At 39.3% G+C, this 21,914-nt stretch carries 18 protein-coding genes; 6 read left to right on the forward strand and 12 right to left on the reverse strand.

Features of this window, described 5'->3' with window-relative positions:
- Window positions 1-105: 105 nt before the first annotated feature.
- The 6 genes from I858_RS11460 to I858_RS11485 all read left to right on the forward strand — a co-directional run bounded on the left by I858_RS11460 (window position 106) and on the right by I858_RS11485 (window position 5,741).
- A complete protein-coding gene (locus I858_RS11460; protein ID WP_049693405.1) occupies window positions 106-645 on the forward strand; it encodes a helix-turn-helix domain-containing protein in 540 nt (179 codons plus the stop codon).
- Window positions 646-660: 15 nt separating this feature from the next.
- Complete coding sequence (locus I858_RS11465; RefSeq protein ID WP_049693406.1) at window positions 661-1,767, forward strand: ABC transporter ATP-binding protein; 1,107 nt, start codon at window positions 661-663, stop codon at window positions 1,765-1,767.
- Window positions 1,757-2,581, forward strand: a complete 825-nt coding sequence (locus tag I858_RS11470) for an ABC transporter permease (RefSeq protein WP_049693407.1) — start codon at window positions 1,757-1,759, stop codon at window positions 2,579-2,581. Before I858_RS11465 ends, I858_RS11470 begins: the two co-directional genes overlap by 11 nt.
- Window positions 2,565-3,371: an ABC transporter permease gene (locus I858_RS11475; protein WP_049693408.1), complete on the forward strand. Its 807-nt coding sequence runs from the start codon at window positions 2,565-2,567 to the stop codon at window positions 3,369-3,371. Before I858_RS11470 ends, I858_RS11475 begins: the two co-directional genes overlap by 17 nt.
- Window positions 3,368-4,444: an ABC transporter substrate-binding protein gene (locus tag I858_RS11480; protein ID WP_049693409.1), complete on the forward strand. Its 1,077-nt coding sequence runs from the start codon at window positions 3,368-3,370 to the stop codon at window positions 4,442-4,444. The genes I858_RS11475 and I858_RS11480 overlap by 4 nt, the downstream gene beginning before the upstream one ends.
- Before the next feature lie 106 nt (window positions 4,445-4,550).
- Window positions 4,551-5,741 carry an MFS transporter gene (locus I858_RS11485; RefSeq protein WP_049693410.1) on the forward strand — a complete coding sequence of 397 codons (1,191 nt, stop codon included), beginning with the start codon at window positions 4,551-4,553 and terminating at the stop codon, window positions 5,739-5,741.
- A gap of 63 nt (window positions 5,742-5,804) precedes the next feature.
- On the opposite strand, the gene I858_RS11490 is transcribed toward I858_RS11485, so the two are convergent.
- The 12 genes from I858_RS11490 to I858_RS11545 form a co-directional block, all read right to left on the reverse strand.
- Complete coding sequence (locus I858_RS11490; RefSeq protein ID WP_049693411.1) at window positions 5,805-8,378, reverse strand: VWA domain-containing protein; 2,574 nt, start codon at window positions 8,376-8,378, stop codon at window positions 5,805-5,807.
- On the reverse strand, window positions 8,359-10,092 hold the full coding sequence (locus tag I858_RS11495; protein WP_049693412.1) for a vWA domain-containing protein: 1,734 nt from the start codon (window positions 10,090-10,092) through the stop codon (window positions 8,359-8,361). Before I858_RS11495 ends, I858_RS11490 begins: the two co-directional genes overlap by 20 nt.
- Window positions 10,093-10,103: 11 nt before the next feature.
- Window positions 10,104-10,964 carry a DUF58 domain-containing protein gene (locus I858_RS11500; protein ID WP_049693413.1) on the reverse strand — a complete coding sequence of 287 codons (861 nt, stop codon included), beginning with the start codon at window positions 10,962-10,964 and terminating at the stop codon, window positions 10,104-10,106.
- Complete coding sequence (locus I858_RS11505) at window positions 10,961-11,953, reverse strand: AAA family ATPase (RefSeq protein ID WP_049693414.1); 993 nt, start codon at window positions 11,951-11,953, stop codon at window positions 10,961-10,963. The genes I858_RS11500 and I858_RS11505 overlap by 4 nt, the downstream gene beginning before the upstream one ends.
- A gap of 15 nt (window positions 11,954-11,968) precedes the next feature.
- Entirely contained in the window at window positions 11,969-13,348 is a 1,380-nt protein-coding gene (locus I858_RS11510; protein WP_049693415.1) for a hypothetical protein, read from the reverse strand.
- Window positions 13,349-13,360: 12 nt separating this feature from the next.
- The gene (locus I858_RS11515) at window positions 13,361-14,203 is read right to left on the reverse strand and encodes an ABC transporter permease (protein WP_049693416.1); all 843 of its coding nucleotides are present in this window, start codon (window positions 14,201-14,203) and stop codon (window positions 13,361-13,363) included.
- A complete protein-coding gene (locus I858_RS11520) occupies window positions 14,200-15,135 on the reverse strand; it encodes an ABC transporter ATP-binding protein (protein ID WP_049693417.1) in 936 nt (311 codons plus the stop codon). The genes I858_RS11515 and I858_RS11520 overlap by 4 nt, the downstream gene beginning before the upstream one ends.
- On the reverse strand, window positions 15,132-17,489 hold the full coding sequence (locus I858_RS11525; RefSeq protein WP_049693418.1) for a hypothetical protein: 2,358 nt from the start codon (window positions 17,487-17,489) through the stop codon (window positions 15,132-15,134). Before I858_RS11525 ends, I858_RS11520 begins: the two co-directional genes overlap by 4 nt.
- 168 nt (window positions 17,490-17,657) lie before the next feature.
- The gene (locus I858_RS11530) at window positions 17,658-18,782 is read right to left on the reverse strand and encodes an N-acetyldiaminopimelate deacetylase (RefSeq protein WP_204249422.1); all 1,125 of its coding nucleotides are present in this window, start codon (window positions 18,780-18,782) and stop codon (window positions 17,658-17,660) included.
- A 3-nt stretch (window positions 18,783-18,785) separates the two neighbouring features.
- Complete coding sequence (gene dapD / locus I858_RS11535) at window positions 18,786-19,499, reverse strand: 2,3,4,5-tetrahydropyridine-2,6-dicarboxylate N-acetyltransferase (RefSeq protein ID WP_049693420.1); 714 nt, start codon at window positions 19,497-19,499, stop codon at window positions 18,786-18,788.
- Window positions 19,500-19,566: 67 nt separating this feature from the next.
- Window positions 19,567-20,442: a transcriptional regulator CcpC gene (locus I858_RS11540; RefSeq protein ID WP_049693421.1), complete on the reverse strand. Its 876-nt coding sequence runs from the start codon at window positions 20,440-20,442 to the stop codon at window positions 19,567-19,569.
- Complete coding sequence (locus I858_RS11545) at window positions 20,432-21,871, reverse strand: MFS transporter (protein WP_083553749.1); 1,440 nt, start codon at window positions 21,869-21,871, stop codon at window positions 20,432-20,434. Before I858_RS11545 ends, I858_RS11540 begins: the two co-directional genes overlap by 11 nt.
- Window positions 21,872-21,914 lie beyond the last annotated feature (43 nt).

Below are 21,914 nucleotides of genomic sequence, written 5' to 3' on the forward strand. Positions count from 1 at the left end.
AATGTCAACTGTTTCGTATAATGAATATATGCTATTAGTAAACTAAAAGTATATTTTAACTAAACTTTCTGCCATTTTAATTTAGGAGAATCGAGGAGAATTCTGGTGAACATCGGAACAAAAATTAAACGGCTTCGATTAAAAAACGGCTTAACACAAGAAGAACTTGGCAAACGAACAGATTTAAGTAAAGGATTTATTTCTCAACTAGAACGAGATACAAATTCTCCTTCTATTGAAACCTTTTTCACATTGCTCGAAGTACTTGGAACGACACCAAAAGAATTTTTTGCTGATGAGCATAACGTCAAAGTTGTTTATTCAGCAACAGACCATACAGCGCACGTTGACCCAGTAGCAGGTTATGAAATCGAATGGCTGATTCCTACTTCAAATGAAAAAGAAATGGAGCCTGTTTTTTTGACATTGCAATCAAAAGGAGCTTTTAAAAAATTTGAACCTTCTTCTTCTGAAACGTTTATTTATATTTTGGGCGGTCAGGTATTGCTTCAAATTGGCGATCACCGCTATGCTGCTTCTGCAGGAGATTCTATTTATTATGAAGCAACTGACCACCATCAAATAATGAATAACTATGATGGAGTATCCGAGATCATCATTGTTACTACGCAATCTTATTTATAATTTAGGAGGGATTTTATGACTGAAATACCGATTATTCGATTTGAAAATGTTACACAAACATACGAAGGTGCTGGCAATGTATTGAATAATGTTAGCTTTACACTAGAAAGAGGAAAATTTTATACACTTTTAGGTCCATCTGGTTGTGGAAAAACTACGATACTGCGTTTAATCGCAGGTTTCAACACGCCTACTAGTGGTGATATTTATATTGAAAATAAAAAAATGAACAAAGTTCCCGCAAACCAACGTCAAGTTAATACTGTATTTCAAGATTATGCTCTTTTCCCTCATTTAAATGTTTTCGAGAACGTTGCTTTTGGTTTACGCATTAAAAAAATAAAAAGCACAGAAGTAGAACGACGCGTCAAAGAAGCATTAGCTTTCGTCAATTTACAAGGCTATGAAAAAAGAGAAATTCCAGAAATGTCTGGCGGTCAGCGTCAGCGTGTTGCCATTGCTAGAGCCATCATTAATGACCCAGAAGTTATACTGCTCGATGAACCACTTTCTGCACTAGACTTAAAATTACGTACAGAAATGCAGTATGAGCTGCGTGAACTTCAACAACGGCTTGGTAAAACTTTCGTTTTCGTCACTCACGATCAAGAAGAAGCGCTAGCGATGTCTGATGAAATTTTCGTTCTGAACGAGGGTCAAATACAACAAAGTGGTACACCAATGGATATTTATGATGAACCCATCAACCGTTTTGTAGCAGATTTTATTGGTGAATCTAATATTGTCAGCGGCGAGATGATTGCTAATTACCAAGTACGTTTTGCAAACAAAGAATTTGAATGCGTAGATGCGGGATTAAATCCAAATGAACAAGTAGAAATAGTCATCCGTCCAGAAGATTTAGAAATCACTTCAAGCGGTATTGGTAAAATGACTGTAACCGTAGACACACAATTATTTAGAGGCGTTCACTTTGAAATTTCAACAATTGACGAAGTTGGCAATGAATGGCTCGTTCACTCGACTAAGAAAGTAGAAGTTGGTTCACAAATCGGCTTGGATTTTTCTCCAGAAGCTATTCATGTTATGCGATTAAATGAGTCTGAAGAAGCGTTTGATGCACGTCTAGAGTCCTACGGAGCAGTTGCTAATGAAAGATAATCCATCGCGTCCATTATATCTTGTTCCTTATTATTTATGGATTGTTTTATTTGTTATCGCACCAATTGCATTAGTCTTCTATTTTTCTTTTTTAGATTTGACTGGTGCTTTTTCGCTTGAAAACTACAAAAACTTCTTTTCTTCTGTTTATTTACGGATGACTTTAAGTTCTTTTTGGTATGCATTCGTGATTACACTCATCACCGTTATTATCGCTTACCCAACAGCTTATTGGTTGACTAAAACGAAGCATAAACAATTATGGCTCTTACTAATTATCATTCCTTCCTGGATTAACTTATTGCTGAAAGCTTACGCATTTATCGGAATATTTGGATTGTACGGACCTGCTAACAAGCTATTGCAAACACTTGGTACAGGACCATGGCAAATTTTGTTTACTGACTTTAGCTTTATCTTTGTTGCTGTTTATATTTTCATTCCATTTATGGTGTTGCCGATTTTTAACTCGTTAGATAAAATCAATCCCGCTTTAATAGATGCGTCACGAGATTTAGGTGCTTCGGCTTTCACGACATTTAGACGTGTCATTTTCCCATTAGCCATTAACGGAGTGAAATCTGGCATACAAGCAGTATTTATCCCGGCCTTATCGCTTTTTGTTATTACGCGATTGATTGCTGGAAATAAAGTGATTACGCTCGGAACAGCAATTGAACAACAATTTCTCGTTACGCAAAACTGGGGCATGGGTTCAACCATTGCAGTGTTTTTAATCTTGTTTATGATCATCATTATGATGGTAACAGGACAGAAAGAAAAAGGAGGGTCTGACAATGGCAAAACTAAGTAAGTCTGCAAAAATCTACTTAATACTAGTTTTTGCCGTTTTGTATGCGCCTATTTTCTATCTGATTTTCTATTCTTTCAACAGCGGTGGGACAATGGCGAGTTTCGAAGGATTTACTTGGGAACATTACGGAGCTGTGTTTAACGATACTCGCTTATTGATTATTTTAATGAACACGGTGATCATTGCGTTATTATCATCTCTTTTTTCCACTGCTATCGGCGTGCTCGGTGCAATTGGCATCGTCTTTTTGAGAAATCGCAAAACACGTAATACTGTGTTATCGTTAAATACGATTTTAATCGTCAGTCCAGACGTTATCATTGGAGCCTCTTTTCTAATTTTGTTCACTTTAATTGGTGTCAAGCTCGGCTTTGCTTCGGTTCTCATTTCACACATTGCATTTAGTATTCCGATTGTGGTTATAATGGTTTTGCCGAAGCTACAGGAAATGAGTACGTCATTGATTGATGCGGCAACTGATCTTGGTGCATCAAAACGCGACATTTTAACACGCGTCATCATTCCCTATATAAAGCCAGGTATTTTCGCAGGATTTTTCTTGGCGCTGACGTATTCATTAGACGATTTTGCAGTGACTTTCTTCGTTACTGGAAATGGGTTTTCTACTTTGTCGATCGAGATCTATTCAATGGCACGTGCTGGAATTACATTAACGATCAATGCGCTATCGGCTTTAATTTTCGTCGTTACACTCGGTCTGGTTCTTGGTTATTACTTTTTTAATCAACGTACAGGTCAATCTCCAGGAACGGGAGGTGCTAAACTATGAAAGAAATAACAAGAGCTGCAATCGCCATTTTATTGATAGCAGGTATTTTGTTATATGTTGTCAATATCATGGAAAAAAGTTCAGCAACTTCTGGGGGTGGGACAATTTCTGTCTATAACTGGGGCGAGTATATAGACCCTGAGCTCATAAAGCAATTTGAAAAAGAAACGAATATTTCGGTTGTTTACGAAACATTCGATTCAAATGAATCGATGATGACAAAAATTGAGCAAGGCGGGACAACTTATGATGTCGCTGTTCCTTCTGAATACGCGATTGAAAAAATGAAAGAAAACAAATTACTACAACCGATTGACCATGCGCTGATTCCAAACTTGAAAAATATTGATCCTTATTTTCTTGATTTGCCTTTTGATCCAGGCAATGAATATTCTATTCCTTATTTTTGGGGAACTGTTGGTATAGCCTTTAATCCTACCTTACTAGACGGACAGACGTTTGAAAGCTGGAACGACTTGTGGGATCCGTCACTTGAACAAGAAGTCATCCTAGTTGATAGTGCCCGTGAAGTAATTGGTTTGGGGTTAAACAGTCTCGGCTATTCGTTAAATTCAACCGATATGGATGAATTGCGAGAAGCAACAGACAAATTGAAAACAATGGGTCCCAACGTTAAAGCCATTATTGGCGATGAAATTGTTGAAATGATGCGACGCGAGGAAGCAGCGGTAGCTGTTATTTGGTCTGGCCAAGCTGCAGACGTCATGTGGGTTAACGAAGACATTGATTTTGTTGTTCCAGAAGAAGGCTCGAATTTATGGTTTGATAATATGATTATTCCTAAAACTGCGGATAACGTAGAAGGTGCTCATGCGTTTATTAACTTTATGTTAGATCCTGAAGTAGCTGCTCAAAACGCAGATTATGTCGGGTACTCTACACCAAACGAAAAAGCGATTGCTTTGATGGACCCAGAAGTTACAGAAGATAAACGGTTTTATCCACCTGAAGAACTTCGAGAGCGACTAGAAGTCTACGAAAACTTAGGACTTGAAATGCTTGGCACTTATAATGAGTTGTTTTTAGAATTCAAAATGGATATGGAAAATTGACAGGCAGAACGTTTGCCTGTTTTTTTTTTGCGTTTTGAGGTATAGTATGTAGATTCTAAAGACTGAAATTTAGCAACACGAAATAATAACGAAAGAAGGTCCCTCTATGGCCGTACAATCAAATAAATCGGCGCTTTATGTGCTGATGTTTAATATGTTCATTGCGATGAGTGGTATTGGACTGATCATTCCCATTATGCCTGCTTATTTGGATACATTTGGTGTAGCAGGTCAAGCACTCGGCACATTAATCGCCACTTTTGCTTTAGCACAGTTTTTATTCTCTCCTCTTTCAGGTCAGCTTTCCGATAAATACGGTCGCAAAAAACTAATTATTTTTGGTTTGATTGTCTTCGGACTGTCTCAACTTGCATTCGGTATATCTACTGAGTTATGGATGCTTTATGTAGCTCGTTTTTTTAGTGGATTGGGAGCAGCCTTCCTGATTCCGCCGATGATGGCATTTGTTGCAGATATCACGACATACGAAGAACGAGGTAAAGGCATGGGTCTGCTCGGTGCTTCTATGTCGCTTGGCTTTATGATCGGTCCCGGTATCGGTGGTTTTCTGGCCGAAGTTAGTATTCAATTTCCGTTTTATATCGCTACTGCTGTCGCCTTGATCGCGGCGTTAATTTCCTTCACTGTTCTACCTAATGTGGTACCTACGATTCAAGCAACAGGTAAAAAGTCTGAAAACTTGCTACAACAAATGAAACGATCTACTTATACACCTTATTTTGTCATGTTATTGATTATGTTCATCTTCGCTTTTGGTTTATCCAACTTCCAATCGACCATTGCTTTATACGCCGATAAGAAATTTGGTTTCACTCCAAAAGAAATTGCTGTTTTAATAACAGTCGGTGGATTTATAGGAGTTGTTGTTCAAACATTTGTGATTGACAAACTCTTTAAGCGTTTTGGAGAAATGAAAGTTATTTTAGTCAACCTTTTAATATCCGCAGCTGGGATGATTGGTATTTTGTTCGTTAGTTCTTTCTATGCAATTCTGTTAGTATCAGCAGTTTTTTTTACTGCTGCCTCTCTACTTCGTCCCGCGATCAATACGTTAATTTCCAAACTAGCAGGTGATGAACAAGGGTTCGCAGCAGGTATGAACAATGCCTATATGAGCTTGGGCAATATGATTGGTCCAGCACTTGCTGGCATTCTTTTTGATATCGATATGAGCTATCCTTATATTTTAGGAACTGCCATTTTAATCACTTGTTTCTTTATCGCCAACACATGGTCGATGCGAAAACAACAACTTTTGGCTACAAGCCGCAGTTAAAAAACAGCAGCTCAAACCTTAAAGGTTTGAGCTGCTGTTTTTTAATGGGAAAATAAAAAAGAGTTATTTTTTACTTTTCGCTTTTATTAATTGATCAATTGCTGTAGGTGAAGAAACTTCTTCTTTTGTAACTTTTCTTTTTGCTATAGATGCTGGAAGCCCGAAACGGCGAAGCGTGATATCCGTAAAAAACAAGACCATTGCGATAAACAAGACAATCAGCTGAATCGACCGAGTACTACCACTCTTGTAAGACATATCTCGAAAAGCTGCATCTAACGTCTCTAAGACCTGCCCACCTGTCCGATCAGCCAGTGTGGTCATTAAAGACACGTTTGTCTCTGCCGGTTGGTATTCATCTCCATAAGGAATCGTCATGCCTGTTTTATAGGCAGCCCCTGTTTCGTTGCTAATGCTCAAAAATACTAACCCGGGTTCAGCATCGATTTTCACGTCTACTTTTCCAGGTGCTACCGGTTCCGTCTGCAGCGGAATCTCGTTGCCTTGCTCATCTACTGCTGCAACCGTTAAAATCGCCGAGCTCCGAGTAGGATCCTCGACTGTATATACGCCTTGCTCTTTTCGTACGACTGAAAAAGGAATTTCTTCAAACGTAGGCTGTAATTCAGCTACAGTTTTATTCCAAAACTCTGGCCACTTCGACCAGCTCTGAAAATCTCCACTCCATGCCCCGCTCCCAGACGTAAAAGCAATTGTTTTTCCAAGGCCATAATTCCAACTCGCGAGTACCGGATCTTGTTCTTCACTTTCGAGTGCTACCGTTGCTGTATTTTTCGCGGTCGTTGCAATATAGGTATTCAACTGCGGTACACCGTCTGCAAACAAATTATTCCATTTACTGTCGTATACCACCGGATAAAATGGCTTATCGACAATGTATGTTCGTGACATCATAATCGTTTCACGGGATAAAATAGCTGGAATTGTTGTGGCATCTGTGACATCGTAAAACCTCCCGCTACCTGTACTAGCTAGTTGCTCCAATAAATTTCGATCTGCATCTTGACCGATGGAAACAGTCGATAAGGTAATGTTATTGTCTTTTCCGTTTTCGATTAATGCATCGTAATCATTGGATGTCGCGGATTGTCCATCTGTTAACAGGATAATGTGTTTGCGTTGCAGTTTTAAGTCTTCTAGTTCCATATAAGCTTGCTGCAACGAACGATAAATTTCAGTTCCACCACCAGGTGTAATACTTAAAATTTTATCTACTGCTTTTTTAGAATCTGCTACTTTAGCTATCGGTAAGATTTCCCACGGTTTGTCATCAAACGCAATAACTCCTAGCGTGTCATTGGGACGCAACAGTTCAACAGAACGAGCAGCTGCTTCTTTTGCTAGTTCCATTTTCATGCCCATCATGCTTCCCGAACGGTCCATAACAATCATTAGCCCAAGTGAAGGTAATTCATGCTTGCCTTTGACTTCCATTTCGACTGGCAATAACTGTTCGATTGGCGTTTTAAAATAGCCACCTAATCCAAAGCTTTGGTCGCCACCAACCATTATAAATCCAACACCAAATTGACGAACCGCTTGTTCAATAATTGTCATTTGTTGTTCCCCTACAGATGTTCCAGAAACATTATCAAAAATAATTGAATCATAACGAAGGATGGCAGATAAACTGCTCGGCAATTGATCCGCGGCTAGTTCCGTTACGCCTAAATTATTCGTATCCAATAAAAGTGCTATTGGGCTTGGAACACCGCCGTTGACGACTAGCACTTCTGGGTTTCCAGAAACTTCTGTGATGCTAAACATTGAATTGTTTTCAAGGTACGCATCTTTCGCCGTTTCTATACGGACTTCATACTTTTGAAGCCCTTCTAAATTAGCAGGATACGAATAGCTATAGACATTTTGACCTTCAACAACTTTGATTTCTTTCTTATCCAACTCTTTATCATTAGCAGAAAAAATAAGTTTAGCTGTTGATTCAGTATCTGAGTCAATGGCTACAGTAAAAGTTTGCGATTCACCTAAAAATGCACGTGAGGGCGTTTCAAAGCGACTAATCGCTAGATCATTTTTGGCGATTTGTTCGACTGGCCAGATATCCACTTGAAGACGCTCTGACTGTAGTCGATTTAAACTTTCAATAGCAGACGATTGTGTTTCATTGCCATCCGTTAAAATGACAAGTCGCGTCGCTAAGTTGGTATCTCCACTATTTGAAGCAAGTTCTAACGCCCGCGCAATATTGGTGTGGCTATTGTTTCCAACGGTTAGTTCTGCCGGTAAAAGTTGCGGATCGTTGGTCATTGGTAACAAGCTTTGGAAATCCTCTGCAAATGTATAGACCGCGATAGATTGATGATCTTTTTTGGCTTCTACTGCTTCTTCAATTGCCACGGTCATTGCTGTTTGCATTCCTTCAAGAGACGCAGAACGGTCCATAAGAAAAATAACTTGTTCTTCTTTTACAGGACTAAATAACGAAGGAGCTGCCAAAGCAACTATCAACAAGGTGACAGCCACGGTTCTTAAAACAAACACAACCTTTATCATTTTAGAGCTAGCTGAAAAATGCTTGAGTGCAAACCACCCAAAATAACACAGCACCGGAATGAGTAACAATAGCCAGATGGGCTTATCGAGTTGCAATTCCACGACGATACACCTCCCATTCCAGAAGCACTAACAGTAAGATGATCCCTATAATAAATGGCACAAACGAAAAACGAACGGTATCTTGTACAGCTTTTGACTGCCCCATTACATAAGACGACCCAGCAGAAAGCTCTTTTTCTTGAGAAGTTAGCTGTACAATCATGGTCATGTCTTTTTCATCACCCACCACTTGGTAAATACCCGGTTCATTAGGTGCCACAAAAGGTCCGCTCCCTTCAATATAAGAATGGCGATAAGCACCGTCTCGAAAGATTTCCCATTCTCCGGTTGGTGAAGCTAACGACATGGATCGGTGTTCATTTGGCTGGAAAAAACCAAGAAATTCCGCATCGTCTGATAAACTTTCCATGGCACTCCATAAAAACAAAGGAAAAGAAGGAGAAAGCGGCCAGTCGGTCAATTGAACATCTGTCAACACCACAATGTCTCCTTTTGGAGACACTTGAATAAACGGATGATCATCTATTGTGGCGATGGTTTCGTAGCCTTTAAAAGGTGGATATAGTTGTGAAACATACACTTCATCCAATGAAGCATAGGTGAAAAGCGGATGTGGCTTTGTCTCAATTTGACCTGTCACTTCAAAAGGATTTTCATCATTTCGCCCAAACATAAAAATGGGTGTCGTGGCTTCTAGTAAATCACGTTGATTCGTAACTAATGGCAATCCTGCGTCAGGCTGCAATTGAGTGGCTTCGGCTAAACTAACATCTAAAGCGAGTGAACGAAAACCACTTGCGATTAATTCATGCAAAGCCGAGTCAATGACAATTGCGTTAACTGGCGGAGCTAAATATGTTGCCATTGTATTATCCGCAGCATAATCATCCGATACGTCTAGCTCTGCTTGCCATAGCTTGTAGTTTGGCAACTCATCAAACGGAACGAGCAGTTCTTCTGCCGCTTCGAGTTTTACTTCTACTGCTTTTTCAAAACTGCCAGACGATAAACGCACAGTAGCATTCATGGATGTTTCGCTATTATTGATAACTTGGACAATGCCTCGTGTCCCTTTATCCGTTTCTGAAAGACCCAGTTGGCGAATAGCTACATTAGTCAGTTTTTCCGAAAACCCATGAACTTGATAACTTTGTCCTGTTTTATTGGCAAGGGCAGCACGGTCTAAGTAATCGGTAAAAATATGAATAATCGTTGAGTCATTAGTCGCGAGCGTATCCGCAAATAAAATCGTTTGCTCCATTTCGGCATTTTCGTAACTTACGGCTAATTGGTCAATTGCTTTTTCCACTCGCTCAACATTTTGCTCATTGCGAATAACCACTTCTGGACTAACACCCGTCGTAACAATTGTCACAGGCTTGCCTCCTGCTTGTGACGCTAATTTCTTCATTTGTGCTTGTTGCTTTTCAAAATGCGTTGGAGAACCAGCTAACATCGTTGCTGACGTATCCACAATAAAAACAAAGTCATTGCCAGCTAAAGTTTCCGATTCGTTGAAGGGCTCAATTAACGCCAGTACACAAAAAAGAAGAGCAGCCAATTGAAGATAAAACAATAAATGATGCTGTAATTTTTTCAAATAAGGCGAAGCTTGCAACTCTTTCATTCGTTCTTGCCAAAACAAAGTTGAAGAAACGCGCTGGTCTTTGTATTTTTTTCTAAAAAAATAATAGAGAATGACGGCTAGCGGCATAATTGCCGTCCAGATCATCACCCAATTTGCTACTCCCATGCCGCTTCACCTCACCCGATCCAATTTTTTCGTATCATTTGATGAAATAACACTTGCTCGATTCCGTCTTCTACATTTACCGGTAAATAAGCAATCCCATAAGTGCGACAAAGAGATTCTAAACCTTTGCTGTGCAGTTCACTTTGCTTTTGGTATGCACGAAGTGCTTCTTCTGTCACCGTCACGCTCGTTACTTGTTGCGTTTCATCATCGATAAAACGTAAATCTCCTTTGTAAGCCGGCAATCGTTCGTCTTGTGTAGTCACATGAATAAATCGGATATCGTGCGCAAAAGCCGGAGCCTGTCTGAAAAACACCTGCCAATCTTCAAGTGGTTCTAGTCCATCGGATACGATGAATAATACAGTAGAGTCCTTTGCGGCATGAAAACGTGCTTGACGCACGAATGATACGTTTTCAGGATCTGGCATAGCAGATACAAAATGTTCAAACAGTTTTTTTGCTGATTTTCCTTTTTTACGAAAAGGAATTATTTTTTTGGATCCCGCTGATACCGTTAAGCGGTCATCACTTCCCAACACCATTAACCCAAGTGAAAACGCCAATTGCTTGGCAAACAACCATTTATTGCTCATTGATTTTGAACTATCAAGCAAGACATGGATACGCATTTCTTGCTCATCTAGAAACCGTTTAATGTAGATGCGTTCCGTTCGGGCATAAACGTTCCAGTCGATATGGCGGACATCGTCTCCTGGATGGTATTCGCGAAAATCGGAAAAATCTAATGAACTACCAAAACGCATTGACCGGTGAGACCCTTTATGGTGTCCTTTAATTTTTGCTTTTGTACCTATGGCATAGCGACTAAGACGCGAACCCCAATCAGCTGGTAAATTTAATACCGTCATTTCAATACGCCTTTTCCAGCTGTGCTCAGCACACTATCAATCAACTCATCTGCATTTTTACCCATCGCTTCTGCTTCATAATTTAATAACAAGCGGTGCCTCAATACCGGTTTTGCCACATGTTTTAAATCACCAATTGACACATGATACCGTCCTTCCATTAACGCACGTGCTTTAGCTAAACGGATCAAACTTTGCAGACCACGAGGACCGCTACCGTATTGAACAAATTGCTGGATTTCTTGATGTTCTGAATGCTCTGGATGCGTATTTTGAATGATATCGACAGCGACCATTAAAATGTCTTCTGCTATCAACACTTCTTTCACCATATCTTGTGCATCAATTAAGCTAGCTGTATTCATTTTTTTACTAAGAAGAATTAGTTGAGATCCCGTTGTTCTGCGGCTAATTTCCGCAAGTTCCTCGCGACTTGGGTAAGCAACCAGGATTTTACAAAGAAAACGGTCCATTTGTGCTTCAGGTAACGGATAGGTCCCTTCCATTTCAATAGGATTTTGTGTTGCCAAAACGAAAAACGGTCGCGCCATTTTTTTCGTATCACCCAGTATGGTCACTGTCTTTTCACCCATTGCCTCTAGCAGCGCACTTTGTGTTTTCGGTGTAGCACGGTTAATTTCATCTGCAAGTACCATTTGGTGAAAAATCGGACCTTCTCGAAAAGTAAACTGCTGGCGTCCTTCTGCATCTCGTTCAATGAGGCTCGTCCCTGTAATATCCGAAGGCATCAAATCGGGTGTAAACTGAATTCTTGAAAACGACAAATCGAGCACATCTGAAATGGTCCGAATCAACATTGTTTTACCAAGACCGGGCAAGCCTTCTAGTAAGGCATGACCATCCGCTAGAATCGCGTACAAAGAAAACTCAACCGCGCTTTCTTGTCCGACGATAAACCGTCCAATTTCGGATTTAACTTGTTGAAGCAATTGGCTCATTTCTGTAAATTGATCGGTTGTGTATGTCATAAAAAGCCCTCTTTTCTATTTGTCGGTTTCAATATCTGTAAAGTATTGTTCTACAATGGTTTGCAAATCAGCAGGCAATTGCAGACGATCTACACTTGAGAAGTACGAAGTCGAATAATTTCCCACTACATCCGCATAAGGATGAACGGTTCCTTTAGTTGCAGGAACAGCACCATATTGTTCACCGGCCGCTTCTCCTTCTCCGACTTTTCCGCTATCGATTGACGTGTCGCTTTGCCCTCCAATTCGGAATGGTACAGTTAACAGATCACGGCTTCCTTGACCTTTACCAGCTCCACCACCTTGCTGACTATTTCCATTTCCTTGCCCTTGGTTTTGTCCTTGTCCTTGTCCTTGTCCTTGTCCTTGTCCTTGTCCTTGGTTTTGTGATTGGCTATTTTCTGACTCCGATTCTGACTCTGCAGCTCTTTCAGTAGTTTCACTTTCTTCGTTTTCTGATGATTGTCCACTAGCACTAGGTTCACCAGATTTACTTTCTCCGTCAGAAGATTTATTTTCAGAAGAATCATTTTTTTTGCTACTAGTTGTTTGTTCTCGCTGAGCTATGGTTTGCTGTAATGGAAATGCTACGGGTTTTCCCATATTGCTTAAAGCCGATTGTGTGTTTCCTGCCTTCTCAGCTAACTGCCCAGCAGCTTTTTCAATATCTGCGCTAATTTCTTTAGCATTTGGATTTTTGCCTTCTGCCAGCTGCCGTTTTTTCAAGTCCAATTCTTTTTGTTTTTTGACGATTTCTTTCAGTACTGCTTCTGGATTTTCTTTTTCTTCGATGGTTGCTTGTAATGCATCCAGTTCTTTTTTAACTATTTTTGTTTTTGCTTGTTTTTTGATTTCATCAATTTCTTTTTTGATATCTGCTACCAATTCGATTTCTTTTTCTACATCATTTGCTTGATTTTGCAAATTACTTGGAAACACTAAAAGTAAAACCAATAACGTCGCACTACCAACCGCTCCGATTAACCACTTAGGACGTAGCCATACTTTGTGTTCTTTGCGGAATAATTGGTAGCTATACGGAATGGTTTTGGCTGTTTCACGAGTCAATTCTTCAGTCAATGCATTGTGCTCTGTTAGCTTCCACACGGTCAGCAACTGATTATGAGGTATAAAACGGTCCAGTTCTTGCACTGCTTGTTGCATATGGGGCAATCCTTTACTAGATAACACAATCCAACTTATCACGACAGCAATTCCTGCTACATATGCATAAAATTCATAATAAGGAAGCACGAACAATCGTGATACTAATAGTAACGCTGTTGCTAAAGTCAGACCTGCAAATAACGCAAATTGAAAAACACGACTAATATGAAGCGCCTTTAACAGCCACTCAACTTTTTTGACGTATTTCCGAATATCACGATTGTTCATGAAACTCCCTCCTTATTTGTATTTATTCATATTAACGCGCAACTTTTTGACAGCTAACAAAAGACAGCCGGCTGATACCAAAACATAGAAAATAGCATAACCGATCCACAATGGAATGGGCACCATCGTCAAACTTTGCAATTGCTCCTCCATTGGTGGTTGCAGCAAAGTGAGTAACACAGCTGGTGGATTGATCGTTGCCCAAAAGTGAGCAACTGGCGATATTGATGGTGTTGTAGCACCTATTTGAGAAAGTTGAACCGAAATCAGTAAGAAAAAAGCAGTGACTCCCGCGATGAAAATCATGGCTCCATACGTTGCGATAATCGCAACAATGGTTTTACGAATCAAAGTTGACAGCATGACACCAATACTTGCGATTGCCAGTAACGTCAGCATATAAAACAAGAAGATATAAAATAGCTGACTAGGTGAAACGCCTCCGTATAAAAACACTAAACTGTATATTGGTAACCCTGACACAATCATCAATAACAAAAAAGCGATGGATGATGTCATTTTCCCAAAAATAATTTGGAAAGAAGTTTGCGAAGTTGTTAGTAAAATATTCAAAGTCTGTTTTTCACGTTCTGTACTAATCGTTCCTGCTGTTAATGCGGGCGTAATAAACAAAATCAATCCTAATTGAATATACGTCATAATGCTAAATAGCATAAAACTTTCATCTGGACGGAAAAAACCGTTACCTGTTAGAGATGTAGCTAAAAAGATAAAACCAAAAACAAAGACGCTCATCGCAATTAAATAAAACAAAATACCAGTAAAGCTTTTTAAGTTACGGAAACGCAATTTAAGTTCTTTCACTAGTACGGGATTGGCAAAAAGAGTTTTCATCCAATTTCCACTCCTTTTGTAATCGCCATAAAGACATCTTCCAAATCCGTTTCTTCTTCTGAAAACGACAAAATCGGTAACTTTTGATGAATAGCACGTTGCAATAGTTGAAGCTGATCTTCATCTGTTCCGCGATAGAAAAACTGAATGCTGTTTTTATCTGGTTGTACTTCTATTTGAGAAACAAACGGATCCATTTCAAAAAATGCAATGACGGATTCCATTTCGCCAACTAGTTTGACACAGAGTACTTTTTCACTTTGAAGTTGCGCTTGAATGTCATGTACTGACCCTTGTGCGATCAGTTTTCCATTATCAATGACGCCGATACTGTCGCACATCTCAGCAAGTTCTGGAAGAATATGAGAAGAAATCAAAATGGTTTTACCCATCGCTTTTAGCTCGCGTAATATATCTCTCATTTCGACTCGTGCACGTGGATCTAGTCCCGAAGCAGGTTCGTCTAGTATTAAGATGTTCGGATCATGTATTAACGCTCTTGCTAAACAGAGACGTTGCTTCATACCACGAGACAATAAATCGACGTAGTCATAGCGTTTATGTTCTAAGTTAACTAGTTCTAGTAGCTTAGGAATTAATACTGCGCGTTCTTTTGGTTTGATGCCATAACTCGCTCCATAAAAATCTAAGTACTCGTCGGTTTTTAATTGGTCATACACTCCGAAGAAATCAGGCATATACCCAATTTGTTTCCGCACTTCTTGCGGATTTTTAGTTACACTGATGCCATTAATAAATGCATCACCTGCTGTCGGCTGAAGCAGTGTAGCTAAAATTGAAAAAGTGGTTGATTTCCCCGCTCCATTTGCACCTACAAAACCAAACACTGTGCTATCTTCTACCACTAAATTTAAATCCTGTAAGGCATAAAACGATCCGTATTTTTTGGTTAATCCAATTGTTTCAATCACGGAGCAATCACTCCTTTCAATTTCACTTTCGGCACAACCACTTCAGGGTTGCTCATGTTTTCGGTAACTTTCAACTTTAGTTTAATGGCACCTTCTGGACCGATATACTGTTTTGCTTTTTCAGCAAACTTTTGATTTGTCTCTGTAATTTCTTCGTAACTTCCACTTTTCACATTGAATATGCTGACGGTGACATTTTGTCCTGTTTTAGTAAGTGCTAATTCAGTCCATGTCGATTTTTCTAAATCAATTTCTTCTGGCAAAGTATATGTCAGATCAAATTCACCGGGGTCAAAATAATAAAGATACGGATCGTTTGAAACATTCTCAAAATACACACCATTATTGACACTTGTTAGAGCCATTGCAAAGGCATCAACATTTAATGTAATGTCGCCATTTAATATTAATTGAGGTTTAAAACTTTGTGCAATAAGGTGAACAGATTCTACAGATGCGCGTTGATTTTCAAGCGTAATCGGTACGATGGCATCTTTTGTATAAGCAATCACATAAGGTGATTTTCCATTTTGTGATAATTGCTCAAATGACGTAGAAAGCAAGGTTTGACGACGTGCTTTTTTCAACTCTTTCAAATTGGCTACAGGTTGATAGCCATATGATTGACTAACAGATGCAGCAGGTGACAAAATAGCTGACTGAGCGGTTTCATTCACTTCTAACGTTTCTCCAGGATTCAACTCGCCTACATCCATTAGACGAGTACCTGTCCAAATAGAAACATCTTCGACTGAAAACGGAAAATTATTCTGTATTGTTCCAGTAATTTTCCCTTCTGCAACGGATAAGTCAATAGCGAAGTCACCACTGTCTTTTATATAGGATTGCCCCATAATCGATTGCACAGACCAATAACGCATATCACGCAAAGTCATTTGATTAGTAGTGGCTCCTTTTTCCAAAATAGCTGCCAAATAAGGTTGTGTTGATGAAAATTCACTAGCTAATTGAGTCGTCATTGTAGTAGAAGTTGGTGCTGAAAATTGATAGTTTCCACCACGATTTGATAATAAGGAATTGACATAATAGCCTTTTAATCCACTGTCTGCATCTACTTCAAAAAATCCAGTTTGTTGGATTTGAGGATTTCCAATTCGGTCTTTTGCACCAAATGCGAACAATCCAATTGAGGTCAGTAGAGCAATAGTTGGAATAATAAACCAAGCGTATTCTCGTTTGTCTTTTTTCTTCAGTACAATGTACAGTACTGGAACCACTATTAGAATATACAAAAAAACAATCGCTAGTATAAACGGTGTGGACACTTTAAAGCTTTCAAAAAGCTCATTTACATTTCCTACCTCATATGTCATAGAATCGAGTATGGATTGTCCACCCATTGTATTGTAGTTTGTAGAAGTCACCGGAAAGAAACTCGACATCATCTGACTATAACCTTTTTGACTGGAAACGGTTTCATCTCCAAGAGAAAAACTCATTTGTGTAAGACTTCCAGAGCCAATTTTCTGTGTAGCAGCAAAAATTTGACCGTCTTTTTGCAACTTTATAGATGCCCCTTCTTTAATCTTTGTTTGGAAAACCGGTACTGCTGTTTCTAATCCTGGAACTTTTGCATCGTTCACATCTGCTAATTCCAAAGGCAAGTATTCACTCAAATTGCCAAGTTCTGCTTGTAGATTACTTGTAGATCCTGTGACAACATGTCCACCTTGTTGAATCCATTGCAAAACAGCTTTTTGTGTAGGTGCTGGTAAATCACTATAAGCAAATTCATCAATGACCAAGTAATCGATCATTTCCCACGATTGCGCTTCTGTAGGCAGTGTAAATTCTTTTAATTGATTGAGATGTAGAACTTCAATTCCTTCGCTCGATGGAACAGTTATTTGTTTTAAAGGTGACAATCGATCTGCATTATCCGTTAACGTCGCTACAAATAGCGACATTGACGTATAGTAGGATGGTTGTATCGTTTTTTTGCCTTTAAATTTAATAGATTCTCCTTTTTCCCAACCACCTTCAAACAAGTAAATACTTTGATCGTTAGGTCCTCCCGAATAATACATATCTGATAACCCAGACGTTGCAATTTGTAAGGTTTTACTTTCTCCTTCAGCAAGTTCAATTGGTAGCGCCATACCAGTTCCAAGGTTGTAAGTCTCGGAAAAACTAAGTACCAAGTCACCAGAAAATGCTGAACCTTCATTGGTCACTGTAAATTGAAGTGGCAATCCACTTTCATACTTTGCTTTGTTTTGAAAACCGGCACTTGAATCAATGGTAATTTGTGGCGCTGCTAAAGATGGTTGTGGCAAGATAAACAAACTAATAAAAAATACAAAAGCTAAAAATGCCAGCAGGCGTTTATGCATGGTAATCCCCCTTTTACTCGTCTCTCTATTAGTACGCTAGTAAATTAAATTAGTTCCATCTTCTCACAAAGAAATCTAACTAATTTGAACTACACAACAGCCACAGATCGTTTACCACTAAACCGGTATTTCTAATACAAAAAAACGAACAGCTAAAGCTGTCCGCTTTCATAATTGTAAAAATAAACCATATAAAAATTCAGGCATGACTGCAAGGACTTTTTCATCAGGATTTAGTTTTGAATGATGCAGTCCATAGGGTGACGAAACCCCTGCCCAAAACATAACGCCTGGGATTTGTTCGGTAAAGTAACCGAAATCTTCACCGGTCATCGCGGCTTTGCTTTCTATAGCATGAATGCCTTCAATGCCATTAGCGTAGCGGAAGAAGTCTTTTACTAATCTTTCATCGTTGTTAACTTCCAAGTAACTCGAACCGTAATCAATATTGACTTGGCAGTTGTTTGCTTGTTCAACTCCATGGCAAATGGCTTCAATCCGAAGTTTCATTTGACGCATCGATTTACTAGTAAGTGTTCGGATAGTTCCTTCTAAACGTGCATGTTCTGCAATACTGTTTTGCGCGGTTCCTGCGCTCAGCTTGCCAATTGTCAACACGGCAGAATCCATAGGGTCCACATTTCGACTGACAACGGTTTGCAACTGCATCAACATCGAAGCCGCTGCAATTGCCATATCTTCTGTTAAATGAGGAAAAGCTGCATGACCACCTTTGCCGTGAAGGTCAATAAACAATTCTGATGTATTAGCAAACAACAATCCTGGTCGTGTCCCCACCGTACCAACAGGTAACTCCGGGGCAATATGCAAAGCATAAATACAATCAGGTAAAAAGTCTGGTTTGTTCGTTTTCAGCCATTCCCGAAAAGGCAATGCACCACCAGGCCCTTCTTCAGCTGGTTGAAACAAGATGACTACATCATTTTTAATAGGTTCGTCAATTAGCTTGTGTAACAAACCTATTGCAATAGTCATATGGATATCATGGCCACATGCATGCATAAATCCCGGATGCTGTGATTGAAATTCCACTCCAGTTTCTTCGTTAATCGCTAAAGCATCAATGTCTGTTCGCCAACCAATCAGCTTTGCCGGATCTTCCCCGCGTACTTTAACCGCAATTCCTGTCCGCCATTTTACAAGTTCAATACGCTGTTGAGGAAACTGAGAAATGATGTTTAATAAATAAGCTTGTGTTTTGATTTCCTGAAAACCGATTTCTGGAATTTGATGCAAAGCTCTTCTAATTTTCACTAGTTCCATCGCGCTCATCACTTAAAGTTGTCTTAGTTCTTGCTTGATTTCTGTTTTTGAACGTGTTTTTGCATCCATTAATTTTAATACACGTGCAGGTGTGCCACCCACCACTGAATTTTCTGGTACATCTTCAATAACAATTGCTCCTGCTGCAACAACTGCACCTTTACCGATACGAACGCCTTCTAGAATAACAGCGTTAGCACCTACCATAACATCGTCTTCAATCACAACAGGAGTTGCTGATGCAGGTTCAATTACGCCCGCTAGTACTGCCCCTGCTCCAATATGACAATTTTTTCCGACAGTCGCACGACCGCCCATAATAACACCCATATCGATCATTGTCCCGTCTCCGATAACCGCGCCGATATTGATAACTGCTCCCATCATTATGATGCAGTTATTACCAATTTCAACATTGTCACGAATAAATGCGCCTGGTTCGATGCGGCTATTGATTTGTTTCATATCAAGTAATGGGATTGCTGAATTTCTGCGATCATTTTCAACAACAAAATCTTCAATAACAAGAGCATTTACTTTCAATGATTTTTGAATATCTGCCCATTCACCAAACACTGTTACTGAATTGCCTTCACCAAATACTTTAGAATCTGGACCGTAGTTTAAATCCGCAATGTCTTGTCCTTTTATGTATACTTTTACAGGTGTTGATTTTTTTGCATTTTGTATGTATGAAATTATTTCTGTTGCGTCCATCTGCTTCATTTATAAAACCTCTTTCTAATAAGTGATGTTGTTATTATATCTGAATTAGTATAAAAATTCATCCACTTCATCTTAATAAAGCGGCATGTTTTTTGACGATATCGACAAACGCTCTAACTTGTGGCAATTCAAATGCAGAATCGTATCCAATCAGCCATGTATCTCGTGTTAATTCCAACTCTTCTTCATCATTAGTCAACGGCATCATGTATACATCTTCAGTACCTGTTAATGTAATGGACGGAAGAATAGCATAGCCAATTCCGTTTACCGCCATTTGTTTACACGTTTCAATTTGGTCTACAGTAATTTGATGTTTTGGATTAGAAGCAAAATGCTTTTGCCACCATTGCTGAATTTCCTCATAATACGTCGAATCACTTTTAAACTGAATAAAAGGTCGTTCTGTTTGAAGAAGCTCTTCAAGCGACCGAATTTCTTTGTCTACTAAATAGAGTGTGTCTTTAAACAAATGCAATTTCGGACCTTTCCATTCTGTAGAACCTCGAATAATTCCAATATGAGCTTCACCTTCATAAAGTGACCGAACGATTTCTGAACTCCATCCAGTAATCAATTGGATTTTAGCTTCTGGATAGAGAGTTACAAAATCTTTTAATACTTTTGGCAGCCAATTTTGGCCGACAATTGTTGCGCAGGCAATCTTTAATGTACCATGTACTTTTGACGTCAAAGTGTACAGCAGTTCAACTACTTCTTCTTTTTGTACAATTGTCTCATTTGCATACTGAATAATTAGTTCTCCAGCTGGAGTTGGAGACAACCCTTTTTGAGAACGAATAAATAGCTGATGTCCCCAATCTTTTTCGATTGTTTGAAGACGCTGAGATAAAGCAGGCTGCGAAATAAAAAGACGTTCTGCAGCTTTTCTCATATTGCCTTCTTCAGCTAATACTTTTATAATCATTTCTTCATTTGACATGGCTCTTCACTCCTTTTTCTCCACGAAGTCCGAATATTAACCCAAAGCTAACGATCGCAAAAAATGCTGTGACTAAGTAAACGTTATCAAGTGAATTGGCCAATGCTTGCTGAAGAAATTTTAATGATTCAATAGGCATTTCAACCCGAGTGTTTTGGCTCAATAAATTATTGATAGAACTTAACGAATAATCTTGACTATTGTCTGCAAAAAAACGCAAAAGCGAACTATTTAAAATACTACCGAGCAATGCGACACCAATTGTACTTCCTAAATTCCGCATAAACATATTTGAAGCAGTCGCAGAGCCTCTTTGTTCGTATGAAACAGCTGCTTGAATTGAAACGATGAAAGCAGTACTCGTTAACCCCATCCCTATTCCAATACAAAAACTGGACAAGGCTGCCCACAACGGACCAAAACTGGGTTGCATAAGCACAAACAACAAAGTTCCTAACACTAGAAATGCTCCACCCGTGATTGATGTTTTAAAATAACCAATTTTCAGCAATAACCTACCCGAGAAAAATGATGCCAATGGCCAGCCAATAGACATTGCAGTTAATGTAAACCCTGCAATTGCTGCAGGCTGTTCCATTACCCCAGTCACATAAGTTGGCAAATAACTTGAAATACCAATTAAAATAACGCCTGTTGCTAATGAAACCAGATTCGCATAAAGAATGGTTTTATTTCGCCAAATTTCAAAAGGCATAATCGGATCGATAGCTTTTCGCTCTACTATAACGAAAAGGACCACAAACACACTACTTGCTAGCAATAAGATGACAGACTGTACAGACAACCAATCAAATGCCACACCACCTTCAACTAGTAAATACAACATAGTTGATAAAGAAACCATTAATAGTATGGCTCCTGTATAATCGATTACTGGCTTTTGTTTATTAACAGGCTCTTTCAAAAACAGCAAAACCCCTAAAAGTGATAAGATTCCTAGAGGTAAATTCACCCAAAATACGTACTCCCAGCCAATCGTGACAACTAAAACACCGCCGATTGCCGGACCCGTAACAGCAGAGATTCCCCAAACACTTGATAAATACCCTTGAATTTTCGCGCGTTCTTCTCTTGTATAAATATCCCCCACAATGGTAGTCGCGATCGGCATAACAGCCCCTGCTCCAAGTCCTTGAACAAACCGGTAAAAGATAAGCTCATCCATGGACGTCGCCAAACCGCATAATAATGAGCCTAATAGAAATAACAGCATTCCTACAGCAAATATGCGCTTGCGTCCGAATATATCCGAGAGTTTGCCATAAAGTAAGACCGTTACAGTGCTCATCAGTAAATAAGCCGAGAATACCCAACTGTATTTTGAAAACCCACCTAGTTCAGCTGCGATGCTCGGCATTGCGGTGGAGACGATGGTTGCTTCTACAGCACTGACGAACATCGCTAACATAACAGAGATTAAAACTAACGGTCTTTTTGTTTTTTCCAATATA

The organism is Planococcus versutus, assembly GCF_001186155.3.
Classification (GTDB): Bacteria; Bacillota; Bacilli; order Bacillales_A; family Planococcaceae; genus Planococcus; species Planococcus versutus.

Excerpts from the sequence above, each read along its gene's own strand:
- I858_RS11465 (WP_049693406.1), top strand. The coding sequence starts at position 661 with ATGACTGAAATACCGATTATTCGATTTGAAAATGTTACACAAACATAC.
- I858_RS11470 (WP_049693407.1), top strand. The coding sequence starts at position 1,757 with ATGAAAGATAATCCATCGCGTCCATTATATCTTGTTCCTTATTATTTA.
- I858_RS11475 (WP_049693408.1), top strand. The coding sequence starts at position 2,565 with ATGGCAAAACTAAGTAAGTCTGCAAAAATCTACTTAATACTAGTTTTT.
- I858_RS11480 (WP_049693409.1), top strand. The coding sequence starts at position 3,368 with ATGAAAGAAATAACAAGAGCTGCAATCGCCATTTTATTGATAGCAGGT.
- I858_RS11485 (WP_049693410.1), top strand. The coding sequence starts at position 4,551 with ATGGCCGTACAATCAAATAAATCGGCGCTTTATGTGCTGATGTTTAAT.
- I858_RS11495 (WP_049693412.1), bottom strand. The coding sequence starts at position 10,092 with ATGGGAGTAGCAAATTGGGTGATGATCTGGACGGCAATTATGCCGCTA.
- I858_RS11500 (WP_049693413.1), bottom strand. The coding sequence starts at position 10,964 with ATGACGGTATTAAATTTACCAGCTGATTGGGGTTCGCGTCTTAGTCGC.
- I858_RS11505 (WP_049693414.1), bottom strand. The coding sequence starts at position 11,953 with ATGACATACACAACCGATCAATTTACAGAAATGAGCCAATTGCTTCAA.
- I858_RS11510 (WP_049693415.1), bottom strand. The coding sequence starts at position 13,348 with ATGAACAATCGTGATATTCGGAAATACGTCAAAAAAGTTGAGTGGCTG.
- I858_RS11515 (WP_049693416.1), bottom strand. The coding sequence starts at position 14,203 with ATGAAAACTCTTTTTGCCAATCCCGTACTAGTGAAAGAACTTAAATTG.
- I858_RS11525 (WP_049693418.1), bottom strand. The coding sequence starts at position 17,489 with ATGCATAAACGCCTGCTGGCATTTTTAGCTTTTGTATTTTTTATTAGT.
- I858_RS11530 (WP_204249422.1), bottom strand. The coding sequence starts at position 18,782 with ATGAGCGCGATGGAACTAGTGAAAATTAGAAGAGCTTTGCATCAAATT.
- dapD (WP_049693420.1), bottom strand. The coding sequence starts at position 19,499 with ATGAAGCAGATGGACGCAACAGAAATAATTTCATACATACAAAATGCA.
- I858_RS11540 (WP_049693421.1), bottom strand. The coding sequence starts at position 20,442 with ATGTCAAATGAAGAAATGATTATAAAAGTATTAGCTGAAGAAGGCAAT.
- I858_RS11545 (WP_083553749.1), bottom strand. The coding sequence starts at position 21,871 with ATGTTAGCGATGTTCGTCAGTGCTGTAGAAGCAACCATCGTCTCCACC.